The organism is Eisenbergiella porci (genome assembly GCF_009696275.1).
GTDB lineage: Bacteria > Bacillota > Clostridia > Lachnospirales > Lachnospiraceae > Eisenbergiella > Eisenbergiella porci.
This window is the reverse complement of the sequence record NZ_VUMI01000004.1, coordinates 61,933-86,884: the sequence shown is the minus strand read 5'-3', so window position 1 is coordinate 86,884 and position 24,952 is coordinate 61,933. Positions and strand designations below refer to the sequence as shown.

Annotated in this window: 17 protein-coding genes and 1 tRNA gene; 3 read left to right on the top strand and 15 right to left on the bottom strand. The window is 51.1% G+C overall.

Annotated features, from left to right (window positions below; genetic code table 11):
• Positions 1-114 precede the first annotated feature (114 nt).
• Positions 115-2,490 (bottom strand): alpha-xylosidase, encoded by a 2,376-nt coding sequence (gene yicI, locus FYJ45_RS03565; protein ID WP_154463518.1) that lies wholly within the window; start codon positions 2,488-2,490, stop codon positions 115-117.
• 31 nt (positions 2,491-2,521) lie between these two features.
• On the bottom strand, positions 2,522-3,535 hold the full coding sequence (locus FYJ45_RS03560; protein ID WP_154463517.1) for a LacI family DNA-binding transcriptional regulator: 1,014 nt from the start codon (positions 3,533-3,535) through the stop codon (positions 2,522-2,524).
• A gap of 479 nt (positions 3,536-4,014) precedes the next feature.
• Between FYJ45_RS03560 and FYJ45_RS03555 the strand changes: the two genes are divergently transcribed.
• A complete protein-coding gene (locus FYJ45_RS03555; protein ID WP_154463516.1) occupies positions 4,015-6,444 on the top strand; it encodes a GH36-type glycosyl hydrolase domain-containing protein in 2,430 nt (809 codons plus the stop codon).
• 99 nt (positions 6,445-6,543) lie between these two features.
• Here the strand turns inward: FYJ45_RS03555 and FYJ45_RS03550 are convergent, their stop codons facing one another.
• The 8 genes from FYJ45_RS03550 to FYJ45_RS03515 form a co-directional block, all read right to left on the bottom strand.
• Positions 6,544-7,377 carry a hypothetical protein gene (locus FYJ45_RS03550; protein ID WP_154463515.1) on the bottom strand — a complete coding sequence of 278 codons (834 nt, stop codon included), beginning with the start codon at positions 7,375-7,377 and terminating at the stop codon, positions 6,544-6,546.
• Positions 7,331-7,510, bottom strand: a complete 180-nt coding sequence (locus FYJ45_RS03545) for a hypothetical protein (protein WP_154463514.1) — start codon at positions 7,508-7,510, stop codon at positions 7,331-7,333. The genes FYJ45_RS03550 and FYJ45_RS03545 overlap by 47 nt, the downstream gene beginning before the upstream one ends.
• A gap of 4 nt (positions 7,511-7,514) precedes the next feature.
• Positions 7,515-7,874 carry a BlaI/MecI/CopY family transcriptional regulator gene (locus FYJ45_RS03540; protein ID WP_154463513.1) on the bottom strand — a complete coding sequence of 120 codons (360 nt, stop codon included), beginning with the start codon at positions 7,872-7,874 and terminating at the stop codon, positions 7,515-7,517.
• A gap of 434 nt (positions 7,875-8,308) precedes the next feature.
• Positions 8,309-9,229: an ArsR/SmtB family transcription factor gene (locus FYJ45_RS03535; protein WP_154463512.1), complete on the bottom strand. Its 921-nt coding sequence runs from the start codon at positions 9,227-9,229 to the stop codon at positions 8,309-8,311.
• Between the two features lie 104 nt (positions 9,230-9,333).
• The gene (locus FYJ45_RS03530; RefSeq protein ID WP_021638821.1) at positions 9,334-9,591 is read right to left on the bottom strand and encodes a DUF6171 family protein; all 258 of its coding nucleotides are present in this window, start codon (positions 9,589-9,591) and stop codon (positions 9,334-9,336) included.
• Between the two features lie 26 nt (positions 9,592-9,617).
• On the bottom strand, positions 9,618-11,108 hold the full coding sequence (locus FYJ45_RS03525; RefSeq protein WP_154463511.1) for an alpha-N-arabinofuranosidase: 1,491 nt from the start codon (positions 11,106-11,108) through the stop codon (positions 9,618-9,620).
• 138 nt (positions 11,109-11,246) lie between these two features.
• A complete protein-coding gene (locus tag FYJ45_RS03520; protein ID WP_154463510.1) occupies positions 11,247-12,197 on the bottom strand; it encodes a family 43 glycosylhydrolase in 951 nt (316 codons plus the stop codon).
• 281 nt (positions 12,198-12,478) lie between these two features.
• A complete protein-coding gene (locus FYJ45_RS03515; RefSeq protein WP_154463509.1) occupies positions 12,479-13,834 on the bottom strand; it encodes an MATE family efflux transporter in 1,356 nt (451 codons plus the stop codon).
• Positions 13,835-14,059: 225 nt separating this feature from the next.
• Here FYJ45_RS03515 and FYJ45_RS03510 point away from each other — a divergent pair, with 225 nt between their 5' ends.
• Positions 14,060-15,451, top strand: coding sequence for an MATE family efflux transporter (locus tag FYJ45_RS03510; RefSeq protein WP_154463508.1), 1,392 nt, complete (start codon positions 14,060-14,062; stop codon positions 15,449-15,451).
• A 133-nt stretch (positions 15,452-15,584) separates the two neighbouring features.
• Here FYJ45_RS03510 and FYJ45_RS03505 read toward each other — a convergent pair whose 3' ends face one another.
• Entirely contained in the window at positions 15,585-16,394 is an 810-nt protein-coding gene (locus FYJ45_RS03505) for a hypothetical protein (protein WP_154463507.1), read from the bottom strand.
• 352 nt (positions 16,395-16,746) lie between these two features.
• On the opposite strand from FYJ45_RS03505, the gene FYJ45_RS03500 reads away from it, so the two are divergent.
• Positions 16,747-16,820: transfer RNA gene (locus FYJ45_RS03500), tRNA-Arg, on the top strand.
• A 155-nt stretch (positions 16,821-16,975) separates the two neighbouring features.
• Here FYJ45_RS03500 and FYJ45_RS03495 read toward each other — a convergent pair.
• From FYJ45_RS03495 to FYJ45_RS03480, 4 genes are all read right to left on the bottom strand, one after another.
• Positions 16,976-19,144 carry a glycoside hydrolase family 95 protein gene (locus FYJ45_RS03495; protein WP_154463506.1) on the bottom strand — a complete coding sequence of 723 codons (2,169 nt, stop codon included), beginning with the start codon at positions 19,142-19,144 and terminating at the stop codon, positions 16,976-16,978.
• An 80-nt stretch (positions 19,145-19,224) separates the two neighbouring features.
• Positions 19,225-22,485 (bottom strand): DEAD/DEAH box helicase, encoded by a 3,261-nt coding sequence (locus FYJ45_RS03490; protein ID WP_154463505.1) that lies wholly within the window; start codon positions 22,483-22,485, stop codon positions 19,225-19,227.
• A gap of 107 nt (positions 22,486-22,592) precedes the next feature.
• On the bottom strand, positions 22,593-23,840 hold the full coding sequence (locus FYJ45_RS03485; RefSeq protein ID WP_154463504.1) for an ABC transporter permease: 1,248 nt from the start codon (positions 23,838-23,840) through the stop codon (positions 22,593-22,595).
• Positions 23,837-24,781: an ABC transporter ATP-binding protein gene (locus FYJ45_RS03480; protein ID WP_154463503.1), complete on the bottom strand. Its 945-nt coding sequence runs from the start codon at positions 24,779-24,781 to the stop codon at positions 23,837-23,839. The genes FYJ45_RS03485 and FYJ45_RS03480 overlap by 4 nt, the downstream gene beginning before the upstream one ends.
• Positions 24,782-24,952 lie beyond the last annotated feature (171 nt).

Genomic DNA, 24,952 nt, shown 5'->3' with positions numbered 1-24,952 from the left:
ACCCCACAAGGACGTATATTACAAGGAAACGGTTTATGAAAAAAGGATTAAAAAAAACTAAAAACAGCCTGGCCGGTAATGGGCTGCCGGCCAAGCTGTGTGTAAATTCCTGTTTTATTCAACGGTTATTTTGACTTCGCGGGTGCTTGTGTCGATTGCTGCGGATACACAGCCGCTTACAGAATCGGTGTGTATCTGTGCATTTTCTGCTTTTACGCCTTCCGCACAGATTCCGTGGAGGATTATGGTGAGGCCGTTCATATCCCCGTCCGCCTTAAAGCTGTAAACGCCGCCTTTTCTTTCTGCGGTAATGGCGCATACGTCTGCGCCCTTTACGTCTACCATGCGGCAGGTGCAGGAAGCGCCGTCAGCCAGCTCATACAGGTGAAGGGTGGCGCCGTCCCTGTAGTCGTAGTCGGGCCTGTCGTTTACCGCGCCTGTGGCAAGCAGGGTGTTTTCCTTTACATACAAAGGCAGGGAGAAGTAATCGTACTCGCCTTCGTAGTAACGGCCGCCTGTTTTTACCTCGCCGGTAAAGTAATCCGTCCATCTTCCTTCAGGCAGGTAGTACTGTACCTTTTTGTCCTCTCTGAGAACCGGGGCTACCAGCAGTGCATCTCCCAGCATATACTGGGTTTCCAGGTATGCTGCCACCGGGTCGCAGGGGTATTCGAATACCATGGGGCGCATCATGGGCGTGCCGTCTTCATGGGCTTCCACAGCCTTTGCGTACAGGTAGGGCATCAGGGTACATTTCAGTTTGGAGAAGAAGCGTACCACATCGCTCGCCTCATCGTCAAACACCCACGGCACTCTGTAGCTTCCTGAACCGTGCAGCCTGCTGTGGGAAGAAAGCAGTCCGAAGGCCGCCCACCTTTTGTACAGGTCCGGTGTTGCGGTGCTTTCGAAGCCGGAAATATCATGGCTCCAGAAGGAGAAGCCGGACATGGCAAAGGAAAGGCCGCCGCGCAGTGTTTCCGCCATGGACGGATAATTCGCGGAGCAGTCGCCGCCCCAGTGGACGGGGAACTGCTGTCCGCCCGCCGCCGCGCTTCTTGCAAAGAGGACGGCTTCGCCTTCTCCCTTCACTTCCTTCAGCAGGTTGAATACGCACTGGTTGTACAGGTAGGTATAGTAATTGTGCATGCTTCCCTGGTCGCTTCCGTCGAACCATTCCACATCCACGGGAACTCTTTCGCCAAAATCTGTTTTAAAGCAGTCAACGCCCATATCCAGCAGGGTTTTCAGCTTATCCGCATACCATCTGCAGGCATCAGGGTTGGTGAAATCAACCAGTCCCATGCCGGCCTGCCAGTTGTCGGTCTGCCATACGCCCCTGCCGTCCGCTCTTTTTACAAGATAGCCGTTCTGGGCGCCTTCCTTAAAGAAGGGGGTTCCCTGTGCGATGTAGGGGTTAATCCATACGCAGATCTTCAGGCCTCTGTCATGATATCTTTTCAGCATTCCTTCGGTGTCGGGGAACACTCTCTTGTCCCAGGTAAAATCACACCACTGGAATTCCTTCATCCAGAAGCAGTCAAAATGGAATACGCTTAAGGGGATATCCCTGTCGGCCATTCCCTGGATAAAGGAGCTGGTTGTCTCTTCGTCATAGTTGGTGGTAAAGGAGGTGGACAGCCAAAGGCCGAAGCTCCATGCCGGAGGAAGCGCGGGGCGTCCGGTATAGGAGGTATAGGCATTGAGGATTTCCTTGGGTGTGGGGCCGTAGATAAAGCAGTATTTCAGTTCTTCGCCGGGTACGGAAAAGCCCACATATTCCACTTTTTCACTGGCAACCTCAAAGGAAACATTGTCTGTATGGTCCACATAAATGCCGTAGCCCTTGTTGGTCATATAGAAAGGTACGCTCTTGTAGGCAACCTGGGAAGCGGTGCCGCCGTCTTCGTTCCAGGTGTCCACTACCTGTCCGTTTTTCACAAAAGAGGTAAAACGTTCGCCGAAGCCGTATACGTTTTCCCCTACCTGCAGGGACAGCTCGTTCACCATATAAGGCTTTCCGTTTTCCATCATATAATTGTCCGCGGGGAACATGGTAGACGGCGTCCTGTCCCAGCGCGCATAGCCAAGGTTATGGAAGCCGCATCTTGTCAGCACCTTGCCGTCCGCCTCGAAATGGTAGCCCCATTCCTTCAGGTTTACGTGCACGGAAACCTTTCCTGCGGTCATTACGGCTTCTTCTTCGCCGATTTCCACCGTCACAGCCTGTGCCTGGGGATGCTTGGGGCAGACAGGCTCTCTTTTTTCATAGCCCTCGTGATGCCAGGCTCTCACTGCTATGATGTTCTCCATGGGCGCGGTGAACTCCACTGTGATCGTAGGCATGTTCAGCGTGGCGCCCCTGGAGCTGATATAGCCCACCGGAGCCAGCACACGCATGCCGCCGGGGATTTCCTGAACCTCATAGGCCTGGGATGCGTAAAGAATGTTCGCTTTCTCGCTGCGCAGCCAATACCCTTCCGTAAATTTCATGTTCTTTTCCTCTCTTTTTTTTTTAAAAAAATTATCCGATATTCCCTACTGATCTGCCTTCGTAAACTTCGCCTTCCACTACAAGGATTTCGGGCACGCTGGTTTTGGGGTGTTCAATGAGGCTGATAAGCTTTTCGGCAGCATAGCCTCCCAGCTTCTGCGTATCCTGCTTCAGGGTGGTCAGCTTCGGATCCATGTGCCGTCCGATGCGCAGGCCGTCGTAACCCGCAATGGAAATGTCCTCCGGAATGCGCAGGCCTTTTTCCCTAAGTATATTCATGCCGCCCAGGCAGGCAAAATCATCCGGATACAGGATGCAGGTGGGCGGGCAGGGAAGCGCGAGAAGCTGCTGCGTCGCCGCCGCGGCCCCGTCGGTATCCCGGTAGCCTGCCTCCAGCACATATTCATCAGGCACCTTAAGCCCCAGTTCCTCCGCCGTCTTGTAAAAGGAAGACAGACGGCTGCCTGTAACCGAAGAGGGATGCCCGTGGATATAGGCAATGAGCCTGTGCCCGCAGCTGTAAATATAGCGCAGCAGCGACTGCATGCCCTTCACGTTGTCGCTCATCACGGCAATCCTGTTATTGAAAATATGGTCGATAGTGACCACCGGAATGTCGCTGGCCACCAACTGGGCCACCTCCGGGTCCTCAAAATCCACACAGGCGATGACCACGCCGTCGAAGCCTCTGTATCGGACATGCTCCAGATAGGTCATTTTCCTGCGCCGTTCCCGGTTCCGGTTGACAAAGGTGATGTCATAATCATTTTTTTCCGCTGTTTCCTTGAAGCTTTCCAGCACGCTGGCAAAATAATCATGGGTCAGCCCGCTGTTCGCCTCATCGGTAAACAGGACGCCCAGGTTATAGCTTCTGTTCGTTTTCAGGGCCCTGGCTACGGAATTGGGGAAGTATCCCATTTCCTTTGCCGTCCGGCGGATCAGCTGCCTGGTCTCTTCTCCGATATCGGTATGGTTATTGAGCGCCTTGCTCACGGACGCCACGGAAACGCCGCACGCTTCTGCGATATCTTTCATGGAAACCATATGCTACTCTCCTTTTGCTGTAACAGTGCAGGCGGGACTGGCTTGTGCCCTTCCGCCGTTCTACTTACCTTAATCGTTTTCGTAATACTATCATATATCATTTTTACAGGGTAATTCAATAGCAACTTTTTCTTTTTCCGTAACCTTGCCTATTTTTGTTATATATAACCATAATAACATATAAAAAATATATATTTTCTCCAAGCTGTTTTTCTTTTTATTCTTCCGCTGCCTTCACCCTCTCTTTATTCCGTGGGAACAGGAACCTGCATGAAGGCCGGTAAAATTTTATAATTTTAAGTTTTCCCTCTTGAAAATGCCCGGGGTATTCTATATAATCCAAACTACAGGAGGATTTTCCACTCCGTTACTTAATCGTTTTCGTAAATATAGCAGGGAAGCAGACGGCCATGGAAATATGGCGCGGCTGCAAAACAGGATTATTATTTGCCGGATGACGGCGGAATGAGAGGTCAAGCATGAAATACGGTTTTTTTGATGACGCCAGCTGTGAATATGTCATCACCACCCCCGAAACACCGCTGCCCTGGATCAACTATCTGGGCTGCAAGGATTTCTTTACACTGGTTTCCAATACCTGCGGAGGCTATTCCTTTTATAAGGACGCCAAGCTTCTGCGTCTGACCCGGTATCGTTACAATAACGTGCCTTATGACAACAATGGTCAGTATTTCTATATCAAAGACGGCGCGGATGTGTGGAATCCGGGCTGGCAGCCTGTGAAACGCACTCTGGATTCCTATGAATGCCGCCACGGCCTGGGCTACAGCCGTTTTACCGGCAGCCTGAACCAGGTCAGCGCCCAGGTGCTTTCCTTTGTTCCGCTGAATGATTCCTGCGAGGTCAGCCGTCTGGTCCTGACCAATAACGGAAGCGCGGCGAAAGAGCTTTCCCTGTTTTCTTATGTGGAATGGTGTCTGTGGAATGCGGACGATGACATGAAGAATTTCCAGAGGAATTTAAGCATCGGGGAAATGGAAATTGAAGGCTCCACCATTTATCATAAAACAGAATACAGAGAACGCCGCAACCATTATGCGCTTTATTCCGTCAACTGTCCGGTGGATGGATTTGACACCAGCAGGGACGCCTTCCTGGGCGCCTACAGAAGCCCCTCCGATCCGGCGGTTGTCATGAACGGCAAGGCTTCCAATTCCGTTGCCCACGGCTGGTCCCCCATCGCTTCCCACCAGATCAATGTTACCCTGGCTCCCGGCGAAAGCCGCTCCTTTATTTTCGTCCTGGCTTATGTGGAAAACAAAGAGGAAGAAAAATGGGAAGCTCCCGGCATCATCAACAAAACAAAAGCTCACGAGCTGCTTTCCCGTTATCAGTCCGACGATGATGTGGAAAAAGCTTTTGTACAGCTTAAGGAATACTGGCAGGAGCTGCTTTCCGGATATCAGATCCAGTCCGACTGTGAAGAAGTCAACCGCATGGTAAATATCTGGAACCAGTATCAGTGTATGGTAACCTTCAACATGTCACGCAGCGCTTCCTATTATGAATCCGGCATCGGCCGCGGCATGGGCTTCCGTGATTCCTGTCAGGACCTGCTGGGCTTCGTTCATCTGATTCCCGAACGGGCGAGGGAGCGTATCCTGGATATTGCCTCCGCACAGTTTGGCGACGGCAGCACCTATCATCAGTACCAGCCGCTTACCAAAAAAGGAAATGCGGATATCGGCGGCGGCTTCAATGACGACCCTCTGTGGCTGATTGCTGGCACCAGCGCTTATATTAAAGAAACCGGAGATTTTTCAATTCTGGATGAGGTGGTAACCTTTGACGACGGCGGCGAAGGCACCCTGTTTGAGCATCTGACCCGCTCCTTCCGTTTTACCGTAACCCATAAGGGTCCTCACGGGCTTCCCCTCATTGGCCGCGCCGACTGGAACGACTGTCTGAACCTGAACTGCTTCTCCGCACAGCCCGGAGAATCCTTCCAGACCTTCGGCCCCAGCGAAGGGCCTGTTGCGGAATCTGTTTTCATCGGCGGCATGTTCGTAAAATACGGAGAGGAATACGCTGCGATCGCAGATAGCCTTGGCAAAAAGGAGATTGCCGAGGATGCCCGCAGGGAGGTAGCAGCCATGTATGACACACTTCTTCAGGCCGGCTGGGACGGAGACTGGTTCCTGCGCGCTTATGATGCTTATGGCCAGAAGGTGGGCTCCTCCGAATGTGAAGAGGGACAGATTTTCATCGAGCCCCAGGGCTTCTGTGTCCTGGCAGGCGTTGGTGTTAAGGAAGGCAAGGCGCAGCAGGCGCTGGACAGCGTAAAGGAGCGGCTGGACAGCAAGTATGGCATCATGCTTCTGCAGCCCGCCTATACCCGTTATCATCTGGAGCTTGGCGAAATCACCTCCTATCCGCCGGGATACAAGGAAAACGCAGGTATTTTCTGCCATAACAATCCCTGGGTATCCATCGCGGAAACCGTTATCGGAAGAGGCGGCAGGGCGTTTGAAATATACAAAAAGACCTGCCCGGCTTATCTGGAGGGAATCAGTGAAATCCACAGGACCGAGCCTTACTGCTATTCCCAGATGATCGCCGGCCGCGACGCGGCAACCTTCGGCGAAGCCAAGAACAGCTGGCTCACCGGCACCGCTGCCTGGACCTTCGTGAATATTTCCCAGTATATCCTGGGTATTCAGCCCAGCCTGGACGGTCTTTGCATCAATCCCTGCGTACCCGCAGATTTCGGCGATTTCACCATCACCAGACGTTTCCGCGGCGCAGTTTACCATATTGAGGTAAAGGACCCCGGCCATCTGGAAAAAGGTGTTTCCTCCCTTATCGTAGACGGAGAAACCATCGAAGGAAATGTGGTTCCTTTCGTAGAAGGCAAGAAAGAGTATCATGTAACTGCAGTTATGGGGTAATCTGAGGTATAGCAAACAGCACAGCCCGGGGCAAGGCCCCCGGGCTGCTGTTTGTGTATTTCTTTATTTATCACTTCTTTATGATAGCTGTATCCGTATTTAATCCCATTCGTACTGTTCCATATAATCAATGGTGCAGCCTGTATATTCGATATATGCGTTCCCCGCGGCTTTTCCGGCCTCGTCAACCGTCTTTTTCAGGAAGGCTTCATCCAGCTTCTGTCCGCGCTCCGCATTATCCACCCGTTTTTGCACCTCTGAAACCACATCCTCCAGGAACTTATCCCTTTCGGCAACGGTGAGTTTATCCGCATCCAGGATATGGTAGGTAAAGGAATAATAGCCTTCCGCCAGATCCACCACAACCTCATCGCCGTATACATCCTCCTTTCGGGAAGCGTTGATGGACACGGCATATTCGGGATCGATTTGCTTCCTGGCATACAGTGACCTTTCTGCGGCATAATATTCATCCATGGATTTGCTGACCGTGGTCTGCAGGAATTTCACATCGGCATCCGTCTTATTGGTGATCCGGCTCTGCTCTTCCTCCAGCTCCATCAAAACCATTTCATATAAATAAGAAATATCCATAATCTCGTCATATTCCGATAATGCCGCATGGGTCTTCCGGTTGAATTCAGCCAGGGACATCTTTTCATAGCCGTCCGGTTTCAGGGCTTTCAGCACAAGGTCGTATTTTTCCTGAGGCGTATACTTTTCTTCTTCGTCCTCCTCATCCTCCCAGTCCTTTGAATCGTCCCGCTCATCATATCTGCTGTCCCAATAATAGCAGATTTCCTTCTGTCCGCCCCAGGCCAGGCCGCCCTCCAGCTTCTCCAGGATACGGCCCAGCTCGGCATCCAGCGTTTTTTCCATGGTTTTTTCATCCTTCAGCTTCCCGGCATCCTGTTTTTCCAGAAACGTCTGCATTTCCTTTTCGACGTTTTCCAGCAGGCTGTCGCGTAGCCTTTTTCGGCAGCCGGTTGACTGCCAGAGCGCGGACGATGACGATTACCGCTATCAATACCGCCCCGCTTACGCTCATTTTGACCAATACATCCATGACGTCACCTCCACTTTTCAATCATTTCCTTCATCCGGCTGATTTCCTCAGAGGAAAGCTTCCTGCTCCCCAAAAGGGAGGCTACCAGAAGATCCGCCGAGCCGCCGTAATTCCGCTGGATCAGTTCTTCCGTTTCCTGTTCCCTTACGCTTTCCCTGCTGAGAAGCGCATGGCAGATAAATCCCGGTTCTTTACGGGCAACCGCCCCTTTTTCCACACATTTCCTGATGATGGTATAGGTGGTGGTCTTGCTCCAGCCCACCTTTTTATTCAGGCGCTCCGCGATCTCCCTGGCGGAAAGATCACCCTCGTCCCAGAGACATTCCATTACCCGCCGTTCCGAATCAAATAATTTTCCGTTCATATCCACTCCTGTCTGCGCATGCTTCCGCGCTGTCATTAATTTTCGCAAGCGGAGTAAAAATGATATGCCTTTCATTACCTTTCATTTTACTCCAGTAGAATATATTTTTATTCTACTCCAGTAGAACGAGTGTGTCAAGAAGAAACTTGGTGGGAGCAAATAAATGATTTTAGTGATAAATAAAAAATGGTTGCGGCGGCAGACAAGCCAGGCATTTCAGGAGGATATTTTTCATCCGAGAATTTACAGAAACATTTTTTCAGAACAGTACTGGGAGTGTTCCGGCAACAAAAAAGGAAGCCGGAAATCTTCGGCCTCCCTATCCATATATTTTTTGGATATTTGGACTGTTTTTTTATTGAAAGGTGATTTTCTGCGAACAACAGCTGCCTCCGCGCAAAAACGTTTCCAACAATTCTGCTTTATTAAAGCGCTTATTCCTCCGGTTCACTGTAGCTCATCTTCACATGAATATCCTGGTTGTAGTTACCGAAGGATTTCCCGAATATCGTCAGGCCGCCCACATGCTCCGAAGCTTCGTCCACGGCGAAGCGGAGACGGATATTGCTCCTATAGTCCAGGTGAAAACGGCTGATATCAACTTTGGAAATCTGAATCCCGTCAATGAAGGTCCCTTTATCATTAATGACAAGGAACTTAAGCAGGCCGTACTGGTTCCAATTGGGATACCACCAGTCCGGCGTGAATACGCCTCTTACATCCCCGAAATCCCCCGGGGAAGTCCATTTTCCCAGCAGTACGTCATTCAGGTAAAAACTGATATCCGACGGCCATACGTTATTCACTCCCGGAGCCTCGCTTCCCAGCTCCAGGGATACCGATATCTGATCAATTTTATTTCCGAAGGGGATAAAATTGGGTATCACATATTCCACATATCCTTTGGTAAACCACAGAATATCTGCGTTATATCTGTCCGGATGGGCAAAATACCTGGTATCGTCCACTTCTCCAATCAACGCTGACGCCGATGCCATCCCGCAGGTGGGATACACCTCAAAGCCGGTAAAATGCCCCACCTTCAAATCCGTATCATATACATTCTTATTCTGTGCGGGGCTGTCCACCTCTATCAGAATTTTATCCAGGGCTACTGAGCACTTCTTCTGGTTGCCATGCCCTGCCGACTCGCTGGTTACGGTAATAATGCCGCATTCCTCCAGCTTCCTCACATGGCTGGTCAGCGCCCCGTTGGTAATCTTAAGCCTGGAGGCCAGCTCATTCATATTCATATCCCTGTTTTCAAGAAGGATTCTGATGATTTCTATACGGATGTCGGAGCCAAGGGCCTTAAAAATATCCAGCCCCTCCTCCAGTGATTTGATATGAAGCATTCTCTACCCCCGCGGAAATTCCTTTTTTCTTCCGCCGCGTCAAGCCTGTCTGGCACAGCTTCCTTTTGTTTTGCAGCCCCCGTAACCGTTCGGACTGTTACATCTCACCACTTGTCATAGGGACAGCTGTTCACAGCAATCACGGCCCGCAGCTCCACAAAGCAGCCGCAGGCCCTGCACATCCCCTGAAGCAGCATGTCACACTGCTTGCAGACGGCGAGCCTTTCTTCATAAAGCACGCCGTCCGCTTTGATATCCTCATCCAGGTTGGCAATGTAATCATGCAGGTTTTGAAAATATGCATCCTGATCCATCTCCCGGAGAAGACATTTCAGGCAATGCTTTTTACCGTCTGTTTCCATAGCCGCTCCTGCCTGCTTTCCTTTGCTTAACGGATGCGAAGCAGTACCACGCTTGATGCGGGAACGCTGAATTTCACGCCGTTTTCCGTAATCTCATAATTGGTGAATTCCACTTCCTTCACGCGTTCCGGTTCTTCAAAGGTGTTATAGGCATCCATTTTTTCCGTAAGGATGCTGGCAGTAACACTGGAGGGCTTCAATTCTGCAAAGCTTACCTCCACCTCGCTCTCCTCCGTCACGGAAAGGTTATTCAGAGTCAGGTTGACGGTCCCGTCTGCGGATACGGATACGGATTCATGAAGGGAAGGAACGCGGATTTCATCCTCTCCCACTTCCTTCAGCCCTTCAATATAGCTTTCCACCAGATCCGCATCCTGATGGTATTTATACATATGGAATACATGATAGGTGGGAGTCTTGAGCATTTTAGGGCCTTCCGTCAGGATTACGGACTGCAGTACGTTCACCATCTGGGCGATGCAGGCCATCTTTACCCTGTCGCAGTGCTTGTTGAAAATATCCAGCGTGATTCCGGCAACCAGCGCATCACGCATGGTGTTCTGCTGATATAAAAAGCCCGGATTTGTGCCCGGCTCCACATCGAACCAGTCGCCCCATTCGTCCACGATCAGACCGATTTTTTTCTCCGGATCATACTGATCCATAATCGCGCCGTGACGGGTAACCAGTTCTTCCATATAGAGGGCCTTAGCCATGGTTTTAAACCAGGTTTTCTCGTCAAACTTTGTTGCGCTTCCCTTTTCATCCCATCCGTCCGGATGTACGTAATAATGCAGGGAAAGACCGTTCATGAAACGGGACGGGGTGGGCGCGCAGGTATCAAGCACCTTTTCGGTCCAGTGATAATCAGCCACGTTAGGGCCGCCGCACACCTTATAAATAGGGGCGTCCTGATGATACTGACGCACATAGGTCTGATATCTGCGGTAAAGATTCGCGTAATATTCCGGCGTCATGTTACCGCCGCAGCCCCAGTTTTCATTGCCTACGCCAAAGAAATCAATCTTCCAGGGCTTCTCATGGCCGTTCTGTTTTCTCAGATCCGCCATAGGGGATACGCCTTCAAAAGTAATATACTCCACCCATTCGGACATTTCCTGAACCGTACCGCTGCCCACATTACCGTTTACATAGGTTTTGCAGCCCAGCTGCTCACACAGTTCAAAAAACTCATGGGTTCCGAAGCTGTTGTCTTCAACGACGCCGCCCCAGTGGGTGTTGATCATCTTTTTCCGTTTTTCTTTAGGCCCAATGCCATCCTTCCAATGGTATTCATCAGCAAAGCAGCCGCCCGGCCAGCGCAGTACCGGAATCTGCATTTCCTTCAGCGCTTCCACCACGTCCGTTCTCATGCCGTTCACATTGGGAATATCCGAGTTTTCCCCTACGTAGAGGCCTTCATAAATACAGCGTCCCAGATGCTCGCTGAAATGTCCGTAAATTTCCGGATTGATGTGCCCCTGTTTCTTCTTTTCGTTGATGAAAATTTTTGCCATTGCCTTGTTCTCCCTTTTCTTTTTATTTACACGTGCAGCGTGTCCGGCTGCTTTTCCCGGGCTTTACCGCCGCCGGCGCCGGAACAGCTGCCCCGCAGTTTGTAACTGGTCAGGCAGATCTGAATTGCCGCAGTTTGTTTAGCGGTAAGAAAATACCGGTTTTCCTTCTTCACTCCACTGTACCTTCATAAGCATGGTATGACGGTTGGGATTGTACAGCGGATCGCCTTCGATGACAGCTTCCTTCCTGGCATGATAAACGCAGATATCGCCGCATTCTTCATCCGTGGTAAAGGAATTATGCCCCGGCCCGTAAATTTCAAGGGCTTTATCGGAAGCCAGCACCGGATACCGTTCCTTTGTCCAGGAAGCCGGATCAAGGAGATCCGCGTCCTCAGAAGCGCTCAGCATGCCCATGCAATAGCAGGCTCCGGTAGCGCTGGCGGAATAGGTGAGAAAAATCCTGCCGCCGCGTTTGATTACGGCCGGTCCCTCATTCACCCAGAAATCTACTCTCTCCCAGTCATAGTCCGGTGTGGTAAGCAGCACCTGCACGGTTTCCAGACGGTTCGGCGCAGCCATACGCGCTATGTACAGATTGGAAATCATTTTGCCCACGCCCACTTTTTCCGCCCAGACATAATAATGGCTTCCTTTGCATTCAAATACCGTGGCATCCAGTGAAAAGGCCCTGAAAGAAAATTCATCCTCCGGCGCGCACTGCATTTTCCCTAGCTCTTTCCAGGTACCGGTTATTGGATCCGCATCCGCACATTCCAGCACATAAGGACGGATTGCCCAGATATCTTCCGCTTCGCCCGCCGCAAAATACAAATACCATTTTCCTTCCAGATAATGCAGCTCCGGCGCCCAGATGTGGTACGACATGATGCCGCTTTCATGCTCCTTCCAGACAGTGATTTCTTCAGCGTCCGCAAGCCCGGCCAGACTGTCCGCCCTGCGCAGGATGATTCTGTCATAAGCAGGCACGGATGCGGTAAAATAATACATACCGTCCGTATGGCGGCAGATATACGGGTCCGCCCGCTGCACAATCCAGGGTTCATTGAATTTAAGCTGTTTCTCCATTTTTTGCTCCCATCCGTGCGCTCTGGCGCACATGACTAAAATTATACAGGAATCAGGCTGCATTCATGATGCATAATTTAGATTTTATTAAAATAATTGAGTTCTCTCTAAATTATATAATTAATGCCTGCATTTTGCAAGTCAGAAAATAAATAAGTATATAAAAAAAGTAACAGTTTGGCTGAAGGCTGAATTGTTACAAAAAAGCAGCCTCCACCCATCGATGGAAGCCGCCCGTTTTTTCAATCGGTTTTGGCAGTATAGCTCCGCCGTATTTCATATCAGGCACTCTGTAAGGCCTTCATTTTTTTCATCCGCAGATAATAGCTGGTTACCAGGATTACGTCCGCCCCGATCCAGGCAAGAATTTCCGCATAAAAGATGCCCTCCTCTCCCAGGAACACAGGAAGCAGAATTGCCGTGCCGGTTCTCATAACAAACTCCGCAATGCCGGAGGCCATGGGAAGCAGCGTATCCCCCATCCCCTGCATGGCGGAACGTGTAACGTGCAAAACATAAAGGATAGGAAGGAAAACACTCATAATAGCAAGGTAATGATATGCGATATTCATCGTCACCGCCACATCCTCAGGCGAACCTGAGATGAAACAGCCCAGAATCGCTTTGCCGAAAAGGAGCATAGCCGCCGCAATCACGGCAGAGGTGACCATGGCCACGATCAGCGCGGAGCGCATTCCCTTGCTGATACGGTCTATTTTTTTCGCGCCCAGATTCTGTCCCACATAGGTAACCATGGCATAACCGTAAGAGGTGGCCGCCACCTCCAGAATGCCGTAAAGCTTGTTGGTTGCCGTAAAGCCGGCAATAAACAGTACGCCGAAGCCATTGACTACAAACTGGACAATCATGCCGCCCACTGCAATAATCGCATTCTGGAATGCCATGGGAAGCCCCAGCTTCATCAGGTACAGGCAGAGAGTCCCTTCCATTTTGAAGTCCTCCCTGGTAAAAGCCAGCACCTCCACCCGGCTGATGGCAAGAAGGCAGAAAATTCCGGAACACAGCTGTGCGATTACCGTCGCTGCCGCCGCGCCCTGAATCCCCCAGTGAAAGCCCAGTACAAACAAAAGATCCAGCGCCACGTTTATCACCGCGGCCACAATCATGGCATACAGAGGAGTCCTGCCATTGCCCAGCGCACGCAGGATGGACGCCAGAATATTATAAGCCATCACCACCGGAATCCCGGCAAACATGATACGCAGATATTTCAACGAATCATCAATAATCGTATCCGGCGTCTGCAGAAGCCCCAGGACCGGCCTGGCCAGAAGCTCACTCGCCACAAGCAGCACCAGTGAGGTAAGGATTGCCAGCAGTATGGAATTGGCCACCGTCTTGCGCAGCCTCCGGTAATCCCCTGCGCCGAATTCGTGGGACATTTTTATGGAAAAGCCCTGGGTAAAGCCCTGAATGGTTCCCAGAATCATCCAATTCAGCCAGTCCGCCGCACCCAGCGCCGCCAGCGCCCCGACTCCCAGCGCCTGTCCCACAACCATGGTATCCACCACGGTATACAGCTGTTGAAAAACATTCCCTATCATCAGCGGAAGGGAAAAAGCCAGGATAAGCCTTAAGGGCTTTCCCTCCGTCATATTCTGAACACGTGCTGCCATTTAAAAACCTCGTCTTTCTGATGTGTTGTCTATGCAGCGCCCCATAGGATACAGGCCCTTCCCCCACACGGTTGCGGTATCTTCAGCTACCGGAAGCTGCAAAGAGAACCTGCACTGCCGTCACGCTTCCGGGCAAAAGGAAACCTGCACCGCCTTTACAAAGGCAAAATGCAAGCATATAATCACACTATAACAGAAATTATAAAAAAACAAAAGAGGCTGATTATGATTCCCGAAAATACAAAAAATGATTTTTCCAAAGGCAGCGTAGTAAAAAATATCATCTCATTGGCACTGCCTATGACCCTCGCCCAGCTGATTAATATTCTTTATAATATCGTTGACCGTATGTATATCGGTCGCATTCCTGAACATGCCACGCTTTCCCTTACCGGACTGGGGCTTTCCATGCCCATCATCACGGTAGTCATCGCTTTTGCCAATCTGTTCGGGATGGGCGGCGCGCCGCTTTGCTCCATCGCAAGAGGCAAAGGGGATACAAAGGGCGCGGAAAAAATTGTCGGCAACGCCTTTACCATGCTTTTGTGCACCGGGCTGCTGCTCACCATCATAGGGCTGCTGTTTAAAAAGCCTCTTTTATACGCATTCGGCGCCAGCGACGCCACCTTTCCCTTTGCGGACAGCTATCTTTCCATTTACCTGCTGGGCAGCGTCTTTGTCACCGTAAGCTTGGGAATGAACAGCTATATCAATGCCCAGGGCTTTGCCCGGGTGGGTATGGTCACCACGCTCATCGGCGCCGTGCTGAATATAATTCTCGATCCCTTTTTTATTTTTACACTGGGTATGGGAATTCAGGGGGCGGCAATCGCCACCGTTATCTCACAATTCGCTTCCGCAGCCTGGACCGTGCGTTTTCTTACCAGCCCGAAGGCCATCCTGCGCATCCGTGTATCCTGTATGCGTCCCTGCGGCAAAACCATCCGTGATATCATCACTCTGGGGCTATCCAACTTCATGATGGCAATCACCAACAGTATTGTGCAGGTGGTCTGCAACGCCACGCTCTCCATCTACGGCGGGGATCTTTATGTAGGCGTCATGACGGTTATCAACTCCATCCGCGAAATCGTCTCCATGCCTGTGTCCGGCGTTACAAACGGCTCCCAGCCGGTTATCAGCTTTAACTACGGCGCGGATAAATATGATCGGATAAAAACGGCCATCCGTTTCATGGCCGTCAGCTGTATCGTTTATACTACCGCAATCTGGGGTATCCTGCACCTGTTCCCCGTCTTTTTTATCCATATTTTCAATACCCAGGCGGATTTGGTGGAAGCGGCGGTCCCCTCCATGCAGATTTATTATTTTGGTTTTTTTATGATGTCCCTGCAATTTTCAGGCCAGACTGTATTTCAGGCGCTGGGGAAGGCGAAATATGCCATTTTCTTCTCCGTCCTGCGTAAGGTTGTCATTGTCGCCCCGCTTACCATCCTGCTGCCAAGATGGATTTCCCCTGCTGTAAACGGCGTATTCCTGGCAGAACCAATCTCCAACTTTATCGGCGGCACTGCCTGTTTTGTTACTATGCTGATTGTTGTTGGAAAAGAATTGAAAAAAGCAGATTTGCAGAAGAAAACTTCAGAATGTCCATAGTTATTGCATTGCGCTGCATAAACTATTGTTTTATCGTTTATTTTATACTGTCTGTTCCGGCAACATAACGGCTTCAAAAAACAGTTAAAAAATATAACAATACTCACTCAGGACTGCATCAGTTCCACCTTCCCTATCTGTCCGTCTCCGGCTTCTCCCGATAAGTCTTCATAAACTGATCCAGATAGCCCCTGCTCAGCCTTTTGCAGATGTAATGGCCCTCTTCCTTTTCTATGATCCCCGACTGCTTCAGATAATTGATAATCGCATTCAGGCACATAATATTACCGAAGGAGGACGTAAGTATTATATTCAGATCCTCTGATTCAATCCGGATCAGGTTACGGAAGTAGGCATAAAAATAATCCTTCATCTGCTGATACTTCAGAGGCCGGAAGGGAATGAATACAAAATCCGGGGTAATGGAATACAGATGCCTCGTCACCTCGTTAAAAACACTTTCCCCTTCCCTGTTCGTATCGATCTCCATTAAAACAAAAGTGTTCAGCCGGGAATAATAAGTCAGTATCATTTTGATGAGATCACAGATATATAAAAGCAGGGAATGCTCCAGCCCCATGATATTCTCAAAGCAGAGCACGGTTCTTTTCCTGGTGCAAAGCTTAAGCACCGTGTATTTTATTTCATCCGTAAGCTGGGTCTCATCCGCAGAGTTCATGGAAATCAGGGGGATGCTGCCCTCCAGCTCCGGAGTGGTGAGTATGTAGGCATTAATGTCATTGGCAAATGACCTTATCCCGTAGTTCCCCTCTCCCAAAAGGGAAATGTTGATAACATTATCACACTGCTGACAGAAGTTCTGGATGACCCAGGACTTTCCCAAACCTCTGTTTCCTGAAAGGATTGCCGCCGTAGACTTTCTCGCTTCCTTATAGCATTCCGTCAGCTTAGTCAGTTCTTTGGTATTCAAATGGATTGGCATGATGTCATAACTCCGCTTCTTAACATTTTCAGCTGCACCCTCAGTTTATGGTAAATACGTATTTCCTCTGAAAACCAGAAAAACCAGCCGATTCATATATTATTGTCCCATGGGTATGCAAGCGTGTCAAGGAAAATTATTTACGATATTTTGTATGCATTACGATATTTTACATCATAAAAACGTGTAATATCTGCCGTAATATTCCAGACAATGAAATATTGTAACCGTACAGATAACCGGCCTGTATCGTTATGCTTTTTTATTTTTATTTTTTCTTGTAACCCTATTGACATTCTCTTCCACATCGGTTAAAATATAGAACGTTGCCGGAGTTAATTGGTAACAAAATGTGCGCGTAGCTCAGCTGGATAGAGCGTCTGACTACGGATCAGAAGGCCGGGAGTTCGAATCTTCTCGCGCACGCTGTTTAAAGCTGCAGAATTTTTATTCTGCAGTTTTTTTATTGCTGCAAATATGGGAATTAACCTGGCTGATATCCTGCATTTATCCACCTGATTTCAAAAGGGCCCTCCATAGCCGCCGGCAGTTACCGAACGGCCCGGAAGGCCCATTTTTATTTATTTTGCTTCTTCCCTATTGTAAATCCTATGCGCTTCTTCCTTTCCATCCTTCCAGGAGATATCCACACATTTTCTTCCTTTAATGCAAAGCCCCTTCACATAGCCATCCTTAAACTGCCTGGGCAGCGCCGGAAGCAGCTTCACCTCTCCGCCCCTGTCCTGCACCAGCATGTTGGCAATGGCAGCCGTGCCGCCGAAATTCCCGTCAATCTGGAACGGCGGATGGGCGTCCCAGAGATTGGGATAGGTGGATCTGGTGAGCAGGGTGCGCAGGTAGGCATAGGCATTTTCCGAATCCTCCAGAATGGCAAATACGTTGGTGATCCAGGCACAGCTCCAGCCGGTATGCCCGCCTCCGTTTTCCAGCCGGTGCTTCAGGGATATCCTGCAGGCCTCCGTCAGCTTTTCATTTCCTGCAAACAGCTCTGAAGGGAACAATCCATATAAATGGGAAATATGACGATGGCCGGGTTCCGGTTCTTCATACTCCTCATGCCATTCCAGAAGCTGTCCGAAGCTTCCTGTCCGAAAGGGGGCCAGGCGGGGCAGCTTTTCCCTGATTTCATCCAGCAGTGAATCCTGTGTGCCCAGAATTTCACAGATTTTCATGTAGTTCCCGAATACCTCCCGCACAATGGCCATGTCCATGGAGGAAGCATAGGTTACGCTTGTGGTCTGTCCGTCAGGAAGGCGGAACTGGTTTTCAGGAGAGGTGGAGGGACAGGTCACGTATTCGCCCTGATATTCCACCAGCCAGTCATTCAGGAACAGCGCGGCCTCCCGGATAATCGGCGCCGCCACCTCCTTCAGATAGCGTTCATCCTGGCTGTATTCATAAGCGCGGAACAGCTCCTGGGTCAGCCATGCGCCGCCCATGGGCCAGTATGCCCAGTTCACGCAGCCATCGCCGCCCTCCGTCTGTCCGGGAAGCAGTCCCACCGGATTGGTATTCCCCCAGAAATCGATGTTATGATGCGCCACAAAGCCTCTGCAGTGATAGTTGACGGAAGCCGTTTTCTTTCCTTCCTCACAGATTTTTTCCATAAAGCGGAAATAAGGCTCCGCGCACTCTCCCAGGTTGCAGCTCTGGGCATGCCAGTAATTCATCTGGGTATTGATATTGATCGTCCAGTTGCTGCTCCAGGGAGCGCGCAGTTCCCAGCTCCAGATTCCCTGCAGGTTGGCGGGAAGGCTTCCTTCTCTGGAGGAAGCGATGAGCAGATACCTTCCGTACTGGAAAAACAGGCTGTAAAGGCCATTGTCCTCTTCTCCCTTTTTTAACAGCTCCAGGCGTTCATCCGTGGGAAGCGCCTTCTGCTCTCCCAGATACAGCTCCACCCTGCCGTAAAGCGATTCATAATCCCGGATATGCTCCGCCTTCAAAGAGTCGTAGGAAGCATTTTCGGGTAAGGCCGGCTCCTTTACCGCCGACAAAATGAGGACACAGACGGATGCGCCGCTTACACGGATCCTGTCCCCTGTATTTTCCACAAGGCCGTCGCATTCCAGAATGCGGACAGCTGCCGTAAACGCTTTCCCCCTGGTTCCCTGAACCACCGAATCCTCACGGTGGGGAATATAGGAAGGGTCCACATGCTCCGGACATCTTCCTGCGATTTCAAGTCCCCCCTTCTTTGCCTCGCAGGTGTGCTCCAGTTCGGAGGCAAAGGACATGGTAAAATCCATCGCTGCCCGATCCGCCTTCAGACGGATGCAGATGGCCCTTGCCGGATAGCTGGCAAAATACTCTCTTTCATAATGCGTGCCGCAACAGCTATAGTCTACCCGGGCACATGCATGATCAATATCCAGCTCTCTGCGGTAATCCGCTGCCGCAGTCTCCCCTTCATAGGAAAACCGGAGGCTGAGGCTGCCCAGGGGCAGGTAGGATTCATTAAATTCCCCCAGCATGCTTTTCTGGATCAGACGTTCCGCTTCTTTATTTTTCCCGGCAAAAATAAAGCGGCGCACCTCCTCCAGCTGCGCGGCTGCTCCCGGGTTGTTTTTGTCCTTATAATAGCCCGACCACAGGCTTTCTTCATTTAATCCCAGGATTTCCTCGTCGGTCCCGCCCTTAATCATGGCGCCCAGGCTCCCGTTTCCAATGGGCAGGCTTTCCTCCCATTTTTCTGCGCTCCTTACGTACCACAGCTTCATTTCATTCATCGTCCGTACTCCTTTTTATTCCCGCAGGTATCCGGCCAGGCGCAGGCTTGTCTGCCTTTTCGGCCGCAGCGGGTCTTTGGCTATTTTAAAATTTCCATCAGCTCTTCCCTGGTAAAGGACGCCCTTCCCATTTCCTCCCCGCCCAGAATGCTGTCCGCCAGCGCCTTCTTTTTTTCCTGAAGGGCTGTTATTTTTTCTTCTATGGTGCCCTTTGCAATCAGCTTATAAACGGTCACCACGTTCCTCTGGCCGATACGGTGCGCCCGGTCGGTGGCCTGGTTCTGCACAGCCACGTTCCACCAGGGATCAAAATGAATCACGATGTCAGCCGCCGTCAGGTTCAGGCCTGTCCCTCCTGCCTTAAGGGAAATGCAGAAAACCTGCGTGTCATCCCTGTTGAAGCTCTCCACCAGCTCCAGGCGCCTTACCTTGGGCGTGCTGCCGTCCAGCGTGTAATATGAGATTTTTTCTTTGGCAAGCGCGCTCTTCAGCCGTTCCAGCATAGAGGTGAACTGGGAGAAAAGCAGCACCTTATGCCCGCCCTCCGCCGCATTGCGTATCAGCTCCATACAAAGCCTTGTTTTGGCGCTGTCCCCTTCATAGCCGTCAAACAAAAGCCCCGGATCGCAGCAGATCTGCCGCAGCTTGGTAAGCTCCGAAAGCACCTGTATCTGCGCTCCCGCAAATTCCTGATCCGTCTGTTTGGTGAGCACAGCTATCAGACGCTGCACATGGGCGTCATACAGGCTGCTCTGCTCGCCCTCCATCACGGCCATCATGGGCTTTTCGATTTTATCCGGAAGGTCGGTGAGCACATCCTTTTTCAGCCTGCGCAGCACAAACGGCCGGATCATTTTATGGAGGCGCACCGCGGTTTCCTCATCTTCCCTGGATACGATTGGCGTTTCCATCTCCTCCCGGAAACGGCTGTAGGAAAACAGGAAGCCCGGCATCAAGTAATCAAAAATGCTCCACAGCTCACTGAGCCGGTTTTCCACCGGCGTTCCCGTCAGCGCAAGCCGGAAGCCTGCGGGGACCTGCTTCACAGCCCTGGCCGCCTGGGTGGAATGGTTCTTGATAAACTGCGCCTCGTCGATTACCTCGCAGGCGAAATCCATGCCGGTATAAATATCAATATCCCGGCGCAGCAGCTCATAGGAGGTGATTATCACACCTTTTTTCTCCCGCGCCGCCTGCTCCAGAAGCTGCTTTCTCTCCCCGGCCCCGCCTGCCGCCGCATAAACCGGAAGCACAGGGGCAAAGCGTTCCACTTCGCTTTTCCAGTTGAAGACCAGGGAAGCCGGACACACGATCAGCCAGGGCCGTCCCGGATTTCCCCCGCTCTCCTTCCACTCCGATAAAAGAAAAGCAATTACCTGCAGTGTTTTTCCCAGCCCCATATCATCCGCCAGAATCCCGCCGAAGCCATTGGCCTTCAGGGTTTTGATCCACAGAAAGCCCTGCTTCTGATATCCGCGAAGAATACCGTCCAGCTCCGGAGGCACCTCAAAATCATTGTCCTCCACGGTCTTCATATTCCGCACCAGCGCGCGGAAGCTTTTCCCCTTCTGCAGGGACAGGCCGCTGTCTTCCTTCAGGCTGCCGTCAAGATACATGGCCCGGTAGCGGGGCAGGCTGACTACGCCGTCCTCCATGGCGGAATCGGCTATCATCAGCTCCTGCTTCAGCTGTGCCAGCGTGCGGATCCCTTCATCGCCCAAATCCACAAAGCTGCCGTTTTTCAACCGGTAGTATTTCTTTTTCCTGTCATAACGGGACAGAATGGAAATCAGCTGATCCATGGGCATTTCTTCCGACTGCAGCGTAAGCTCCAGCAAATCCCCCGCTATGGATACGCCCACGCTCACATGCGGCGCGGGCAGCACGCGCATGGCTCTGACTGCATCGGAAATATATACCTCGCACAGCTCCTGCAACCTGGGGATCCCTTCCTGCAAAAAGAGAAAGAGCCGCTCCTCATCTGAAGAGAGCACCATCTGACGCTTGCCGGGATCATAGGCGTTGAAAAATTCCCCCACCAGGCCCTTCATCAGCATTTCCCGCCGCGCATCCCTCCGCTCCGTCAGATCCAGGCTGTCAAACAGGTTATATTTTTCCTCCCCATACACCGCGTAAAGCTCACAGGTCAGCAGATCCCTCTGGGGCGCGTCCAGGTAGATTTCAAAGGACGCCTCCTCCGGCAGGTATTCCTCCGGTGAAAAATTCCTCATTTCCACCTCAAAATGCTCCTGCAGGACCGGCAGCATATCCCTGGCAAAAGCCGGAAGCTCCGTGCCTGCCACATACAGGCCGCTTTTGCCGAAGCTGTCCATATAAATCAGGAACTCCCTGATTTCCTCTATCCGTTCCCGATCCGTTTTCCATATGGTTCCCTCGTCGAAAAAGTACCCATACCGCTTCCCGGTCACCATCTGCATCCGCTGCAGCTTTACGGAAATCCCGTAAGAATCGCCGCTTATTTCCAAACGCCGCACCGGCTCCCCTTCCCGGAACGACCATTCCCTGGCAATCCCATCCGCCGTCTCTCCCATAAGCGGCCCTGCCCCAGCGGCATCCAGGAAATCATCGATCAGTTCCGGAGTGACATTCAGATCCCGTTTATATACGGTGGAAAGATAATTTCCCATATAGCTGCTGCCCTTGAGCAGCGAATACTGGAGAAAACGTACCAACGGCCTGCTCTCCGAGGTAAAGGCCTCCGGATGGTGGTAGAATTCCAGCTCCTTACCATAGAATACCTGTTCATTCCTGGCAACGGCATTCACGAAATCACCGATATTTTTCAGCACATACATCCGGGTGCATCCGATCTTAAATTCCACCCTCATGTTTTCCGCAGACAGATAAAAATACGGCTCCAGCCGCACCCTGCCCAGAATATCCGGTTGCATCAGATTCACCTTGTCGCGGTAAACATACTGGTTGAGAATCCCGTCAAAGCCATAGGTTGAGGTTCTGGGACGGGGTGCCGCAGGAACCGCAGAAAGCGCGCGCGGCCGCATTCTCTGTTCCTTTCTTTCTTCTATATAATCGAGAAGCACAGCCACACAATGCTTGCACAGTCCGTTGTAGCTGTAAAACGCCGGGCATTCACAGTCGCTTTCCAGAACTTCTCTGTAATCCTCATCAATCTTTAATTTAACATCGTACAGATTTCCATGGCTTCCGCTGACGCTGGCTTCCATGGATACCACCTCAAAGCCGTCCTCCAGCTCCTTTGTCCAGTGCAGATTTTGCACCGCTCCCCGCTGGTTCAGATCATCTCCCTTGAGAAACGTAACTTTATGGCATTCGCGGCGGATATCGGTTCTGCTCAGCATGGCTTGCTTCCTTTCGTGATTTTCTCCTTTGTCAGGGACGGATTAATCATACCATTTTCATGCGCAAACATCCACCAGAAAAAAAACTTGCTGTCCAGTTTTCCTTATTATTGCGAATGCCTGCAGTAGGACCAGGATGCCGCCGCAAGAAATACCGGAATTTCAATCAGTGATGCCGCTGCTATCACATAAGGGGACCATACGCTGAAATTTCCCAGGTGGAGGAAATTGAAATCCGTCATTTCTCCCGCAAATCCCCCCAGTATACTTACGCCGCCAGAGGGCAGAAGGCATCTCAGCCAGGATACGGCGTTTCCGGAGGAAGCCATATAAAGGATGATGGGCGCCAGGCAAAACAGCAGGGCCAGGGAAAGGGCTGTGACCGTATTTTTACAGCGTGAGGAAAGAAACAGCGTAAAGCTGATGGTTGCAAGCAGGCTGGCCCATCCCGCGGCCGTCACCGCCAGCTGCAGCTGCCCGATGTTCATGCTGCCCAGGCTTACAGAGGAAAAGATAAGCTGTATGGAGGTTTTCAACATATCCCAGCCGTAAAAGCTGTTGGACAGCACCAGATACAGCGCCGCACAGCAAAGAAAGGCAGCCGATGTTATGAACAGCGCTGACAGCAGCTTAATCACTGCCAGCCTGGCTTTTCCATATTTGGTGCACCGAAGGATGTCATCCGCCTGGGTCTGGTATTCCGCTGAAAATACCGGCGCAGCAATGACGGTGCAAAATAGAACCACCAGGAAAATCAGCAGCATCTGATAGTCATAGGCATTCGTATTGTAGCCCGGATAGAACACAAAGGGCATTTTTACCTTCGAATATAAGGCCCTGGCCTTTTCCTGCGCAGCCGGGTGCTCCTTCTGCTCCAGCTTCATTAAATCATCCAGATGTGTGACGCAGCTTTCATAATAATAATCCAGCTGCTTCGGTGCAAGGTCTGTCAGCCCTGGCGCCATCCCGGTTTCCGGATCTGCATAGACCTCGGTAATCCGCGACAGCAAAGGAGCTATGGGGAGGATATTTTCCTGATAAATACCGGGAGACAGCTGATAGGTATAGGCTTTTCCGGAATCATTAAGCGTTTTCTGCGCCGTTTCCAGCACATTTCTCAGCTGCTCCTGAGTGATCACGCCGCCCAGATCCGCCTGTGCGTCCCTGACCAGCCGTATGGCAGCCATGCCTTTGACCTCGGTCTGCTCTATACCGTCCAGCCCGCCGATATAGCGGGATTCAAAAGTGACCGGTAGCCATGCCATGATTCCGGAAAGTGCCAGCGATGCCGCCAGCAGCAGCCAGGTGGTTTTCGTCCTGAGGACCCGTTTGATTTCCAGAGTAAATAATTTCATCTGCCGCTTCCTCCTTTTTTTCCTGGTTTCTTTATCCCGGATTCTTTTTCCGCAGCAACCTGATCCTCAGGATACATTCCCTGCGGGAACAGCCACAGATACAGATCCTCCAGCCTTGGCTCCAAAGCCACGGCGGTTTCCGTTTCCGGCTCTTCGGAAAGATAACGGATCGTTATCCGGCCGTCCGGTTCATTCTTCAGATTGACGATGCGAAGGCGTTTTTCACAGGAAGGAAGCTCACGGGCCAAAATCGTGCTGCCCCAAACCTTCCCCTTCATCCGCTCCACCAGCTCCTGCGTCGTCCCGGTTTCAATAATGCGCCCGTCCTTCATGATGGCGTTCTGCATGGCAATATATTCCACATCCGGCACAATATGTGTGGAAATCAGGACGATCCTGTCATGGGCGAACTCCGAAAGCAGGTTCCGGAAACGCACGCGCTCCCCCGGATCCAGACCGCTGGTAGGCTCGTCCAGAATCAGGATTTCCGGCTCGTTCAGCAACGCCTGGGCAATTCCCACCCTTCTTTTCATACCGCCGGACAGCTTGCTTATCTTCTTATTCCTCACCTCATACAGCGTCAGTGTTTCCAACAGCTCAGCTATTTTTTTATTTGTATTATTTACAGTCAGCCCTTTCAGGGCCGCGATATATTCCAGATAATCCTTTACTGTAAACTCCGGATAAAAGCCGAATTCCTGAGGCAGATATCCGAAAATATCCCGGTATGCCTCCCCCAGCGCATCTATTCTGATGCCGTCATAGGTTATCTGTCCTGAACCTGGCTTTAAAATACCGGCTATCATACGCATCAGCGTTGTTTTTCCCGCGCCGTTGGCTCCCAGAAGCCCCCAGACGCCGGGACCGATCCGCAGACTCACATCATCCACTGCTTTTTTATCTTTAAATTCCCTGGATACATGCTCCAAGCATAATTCCATTTCCATTCTCCTTTCCGTTTACCGCTTATAAATCCATACCACAGAACGCATAGTAACAGTTCAGCCTTCGGCCGAACTGTTACTGCATCCGCCCATTAGAGTCGCCTTCGGCGAGGGGCGGACGCCTGATGCCTCCACGTTTTCTCACGGTCTGTGCAGTGAATGCACAGA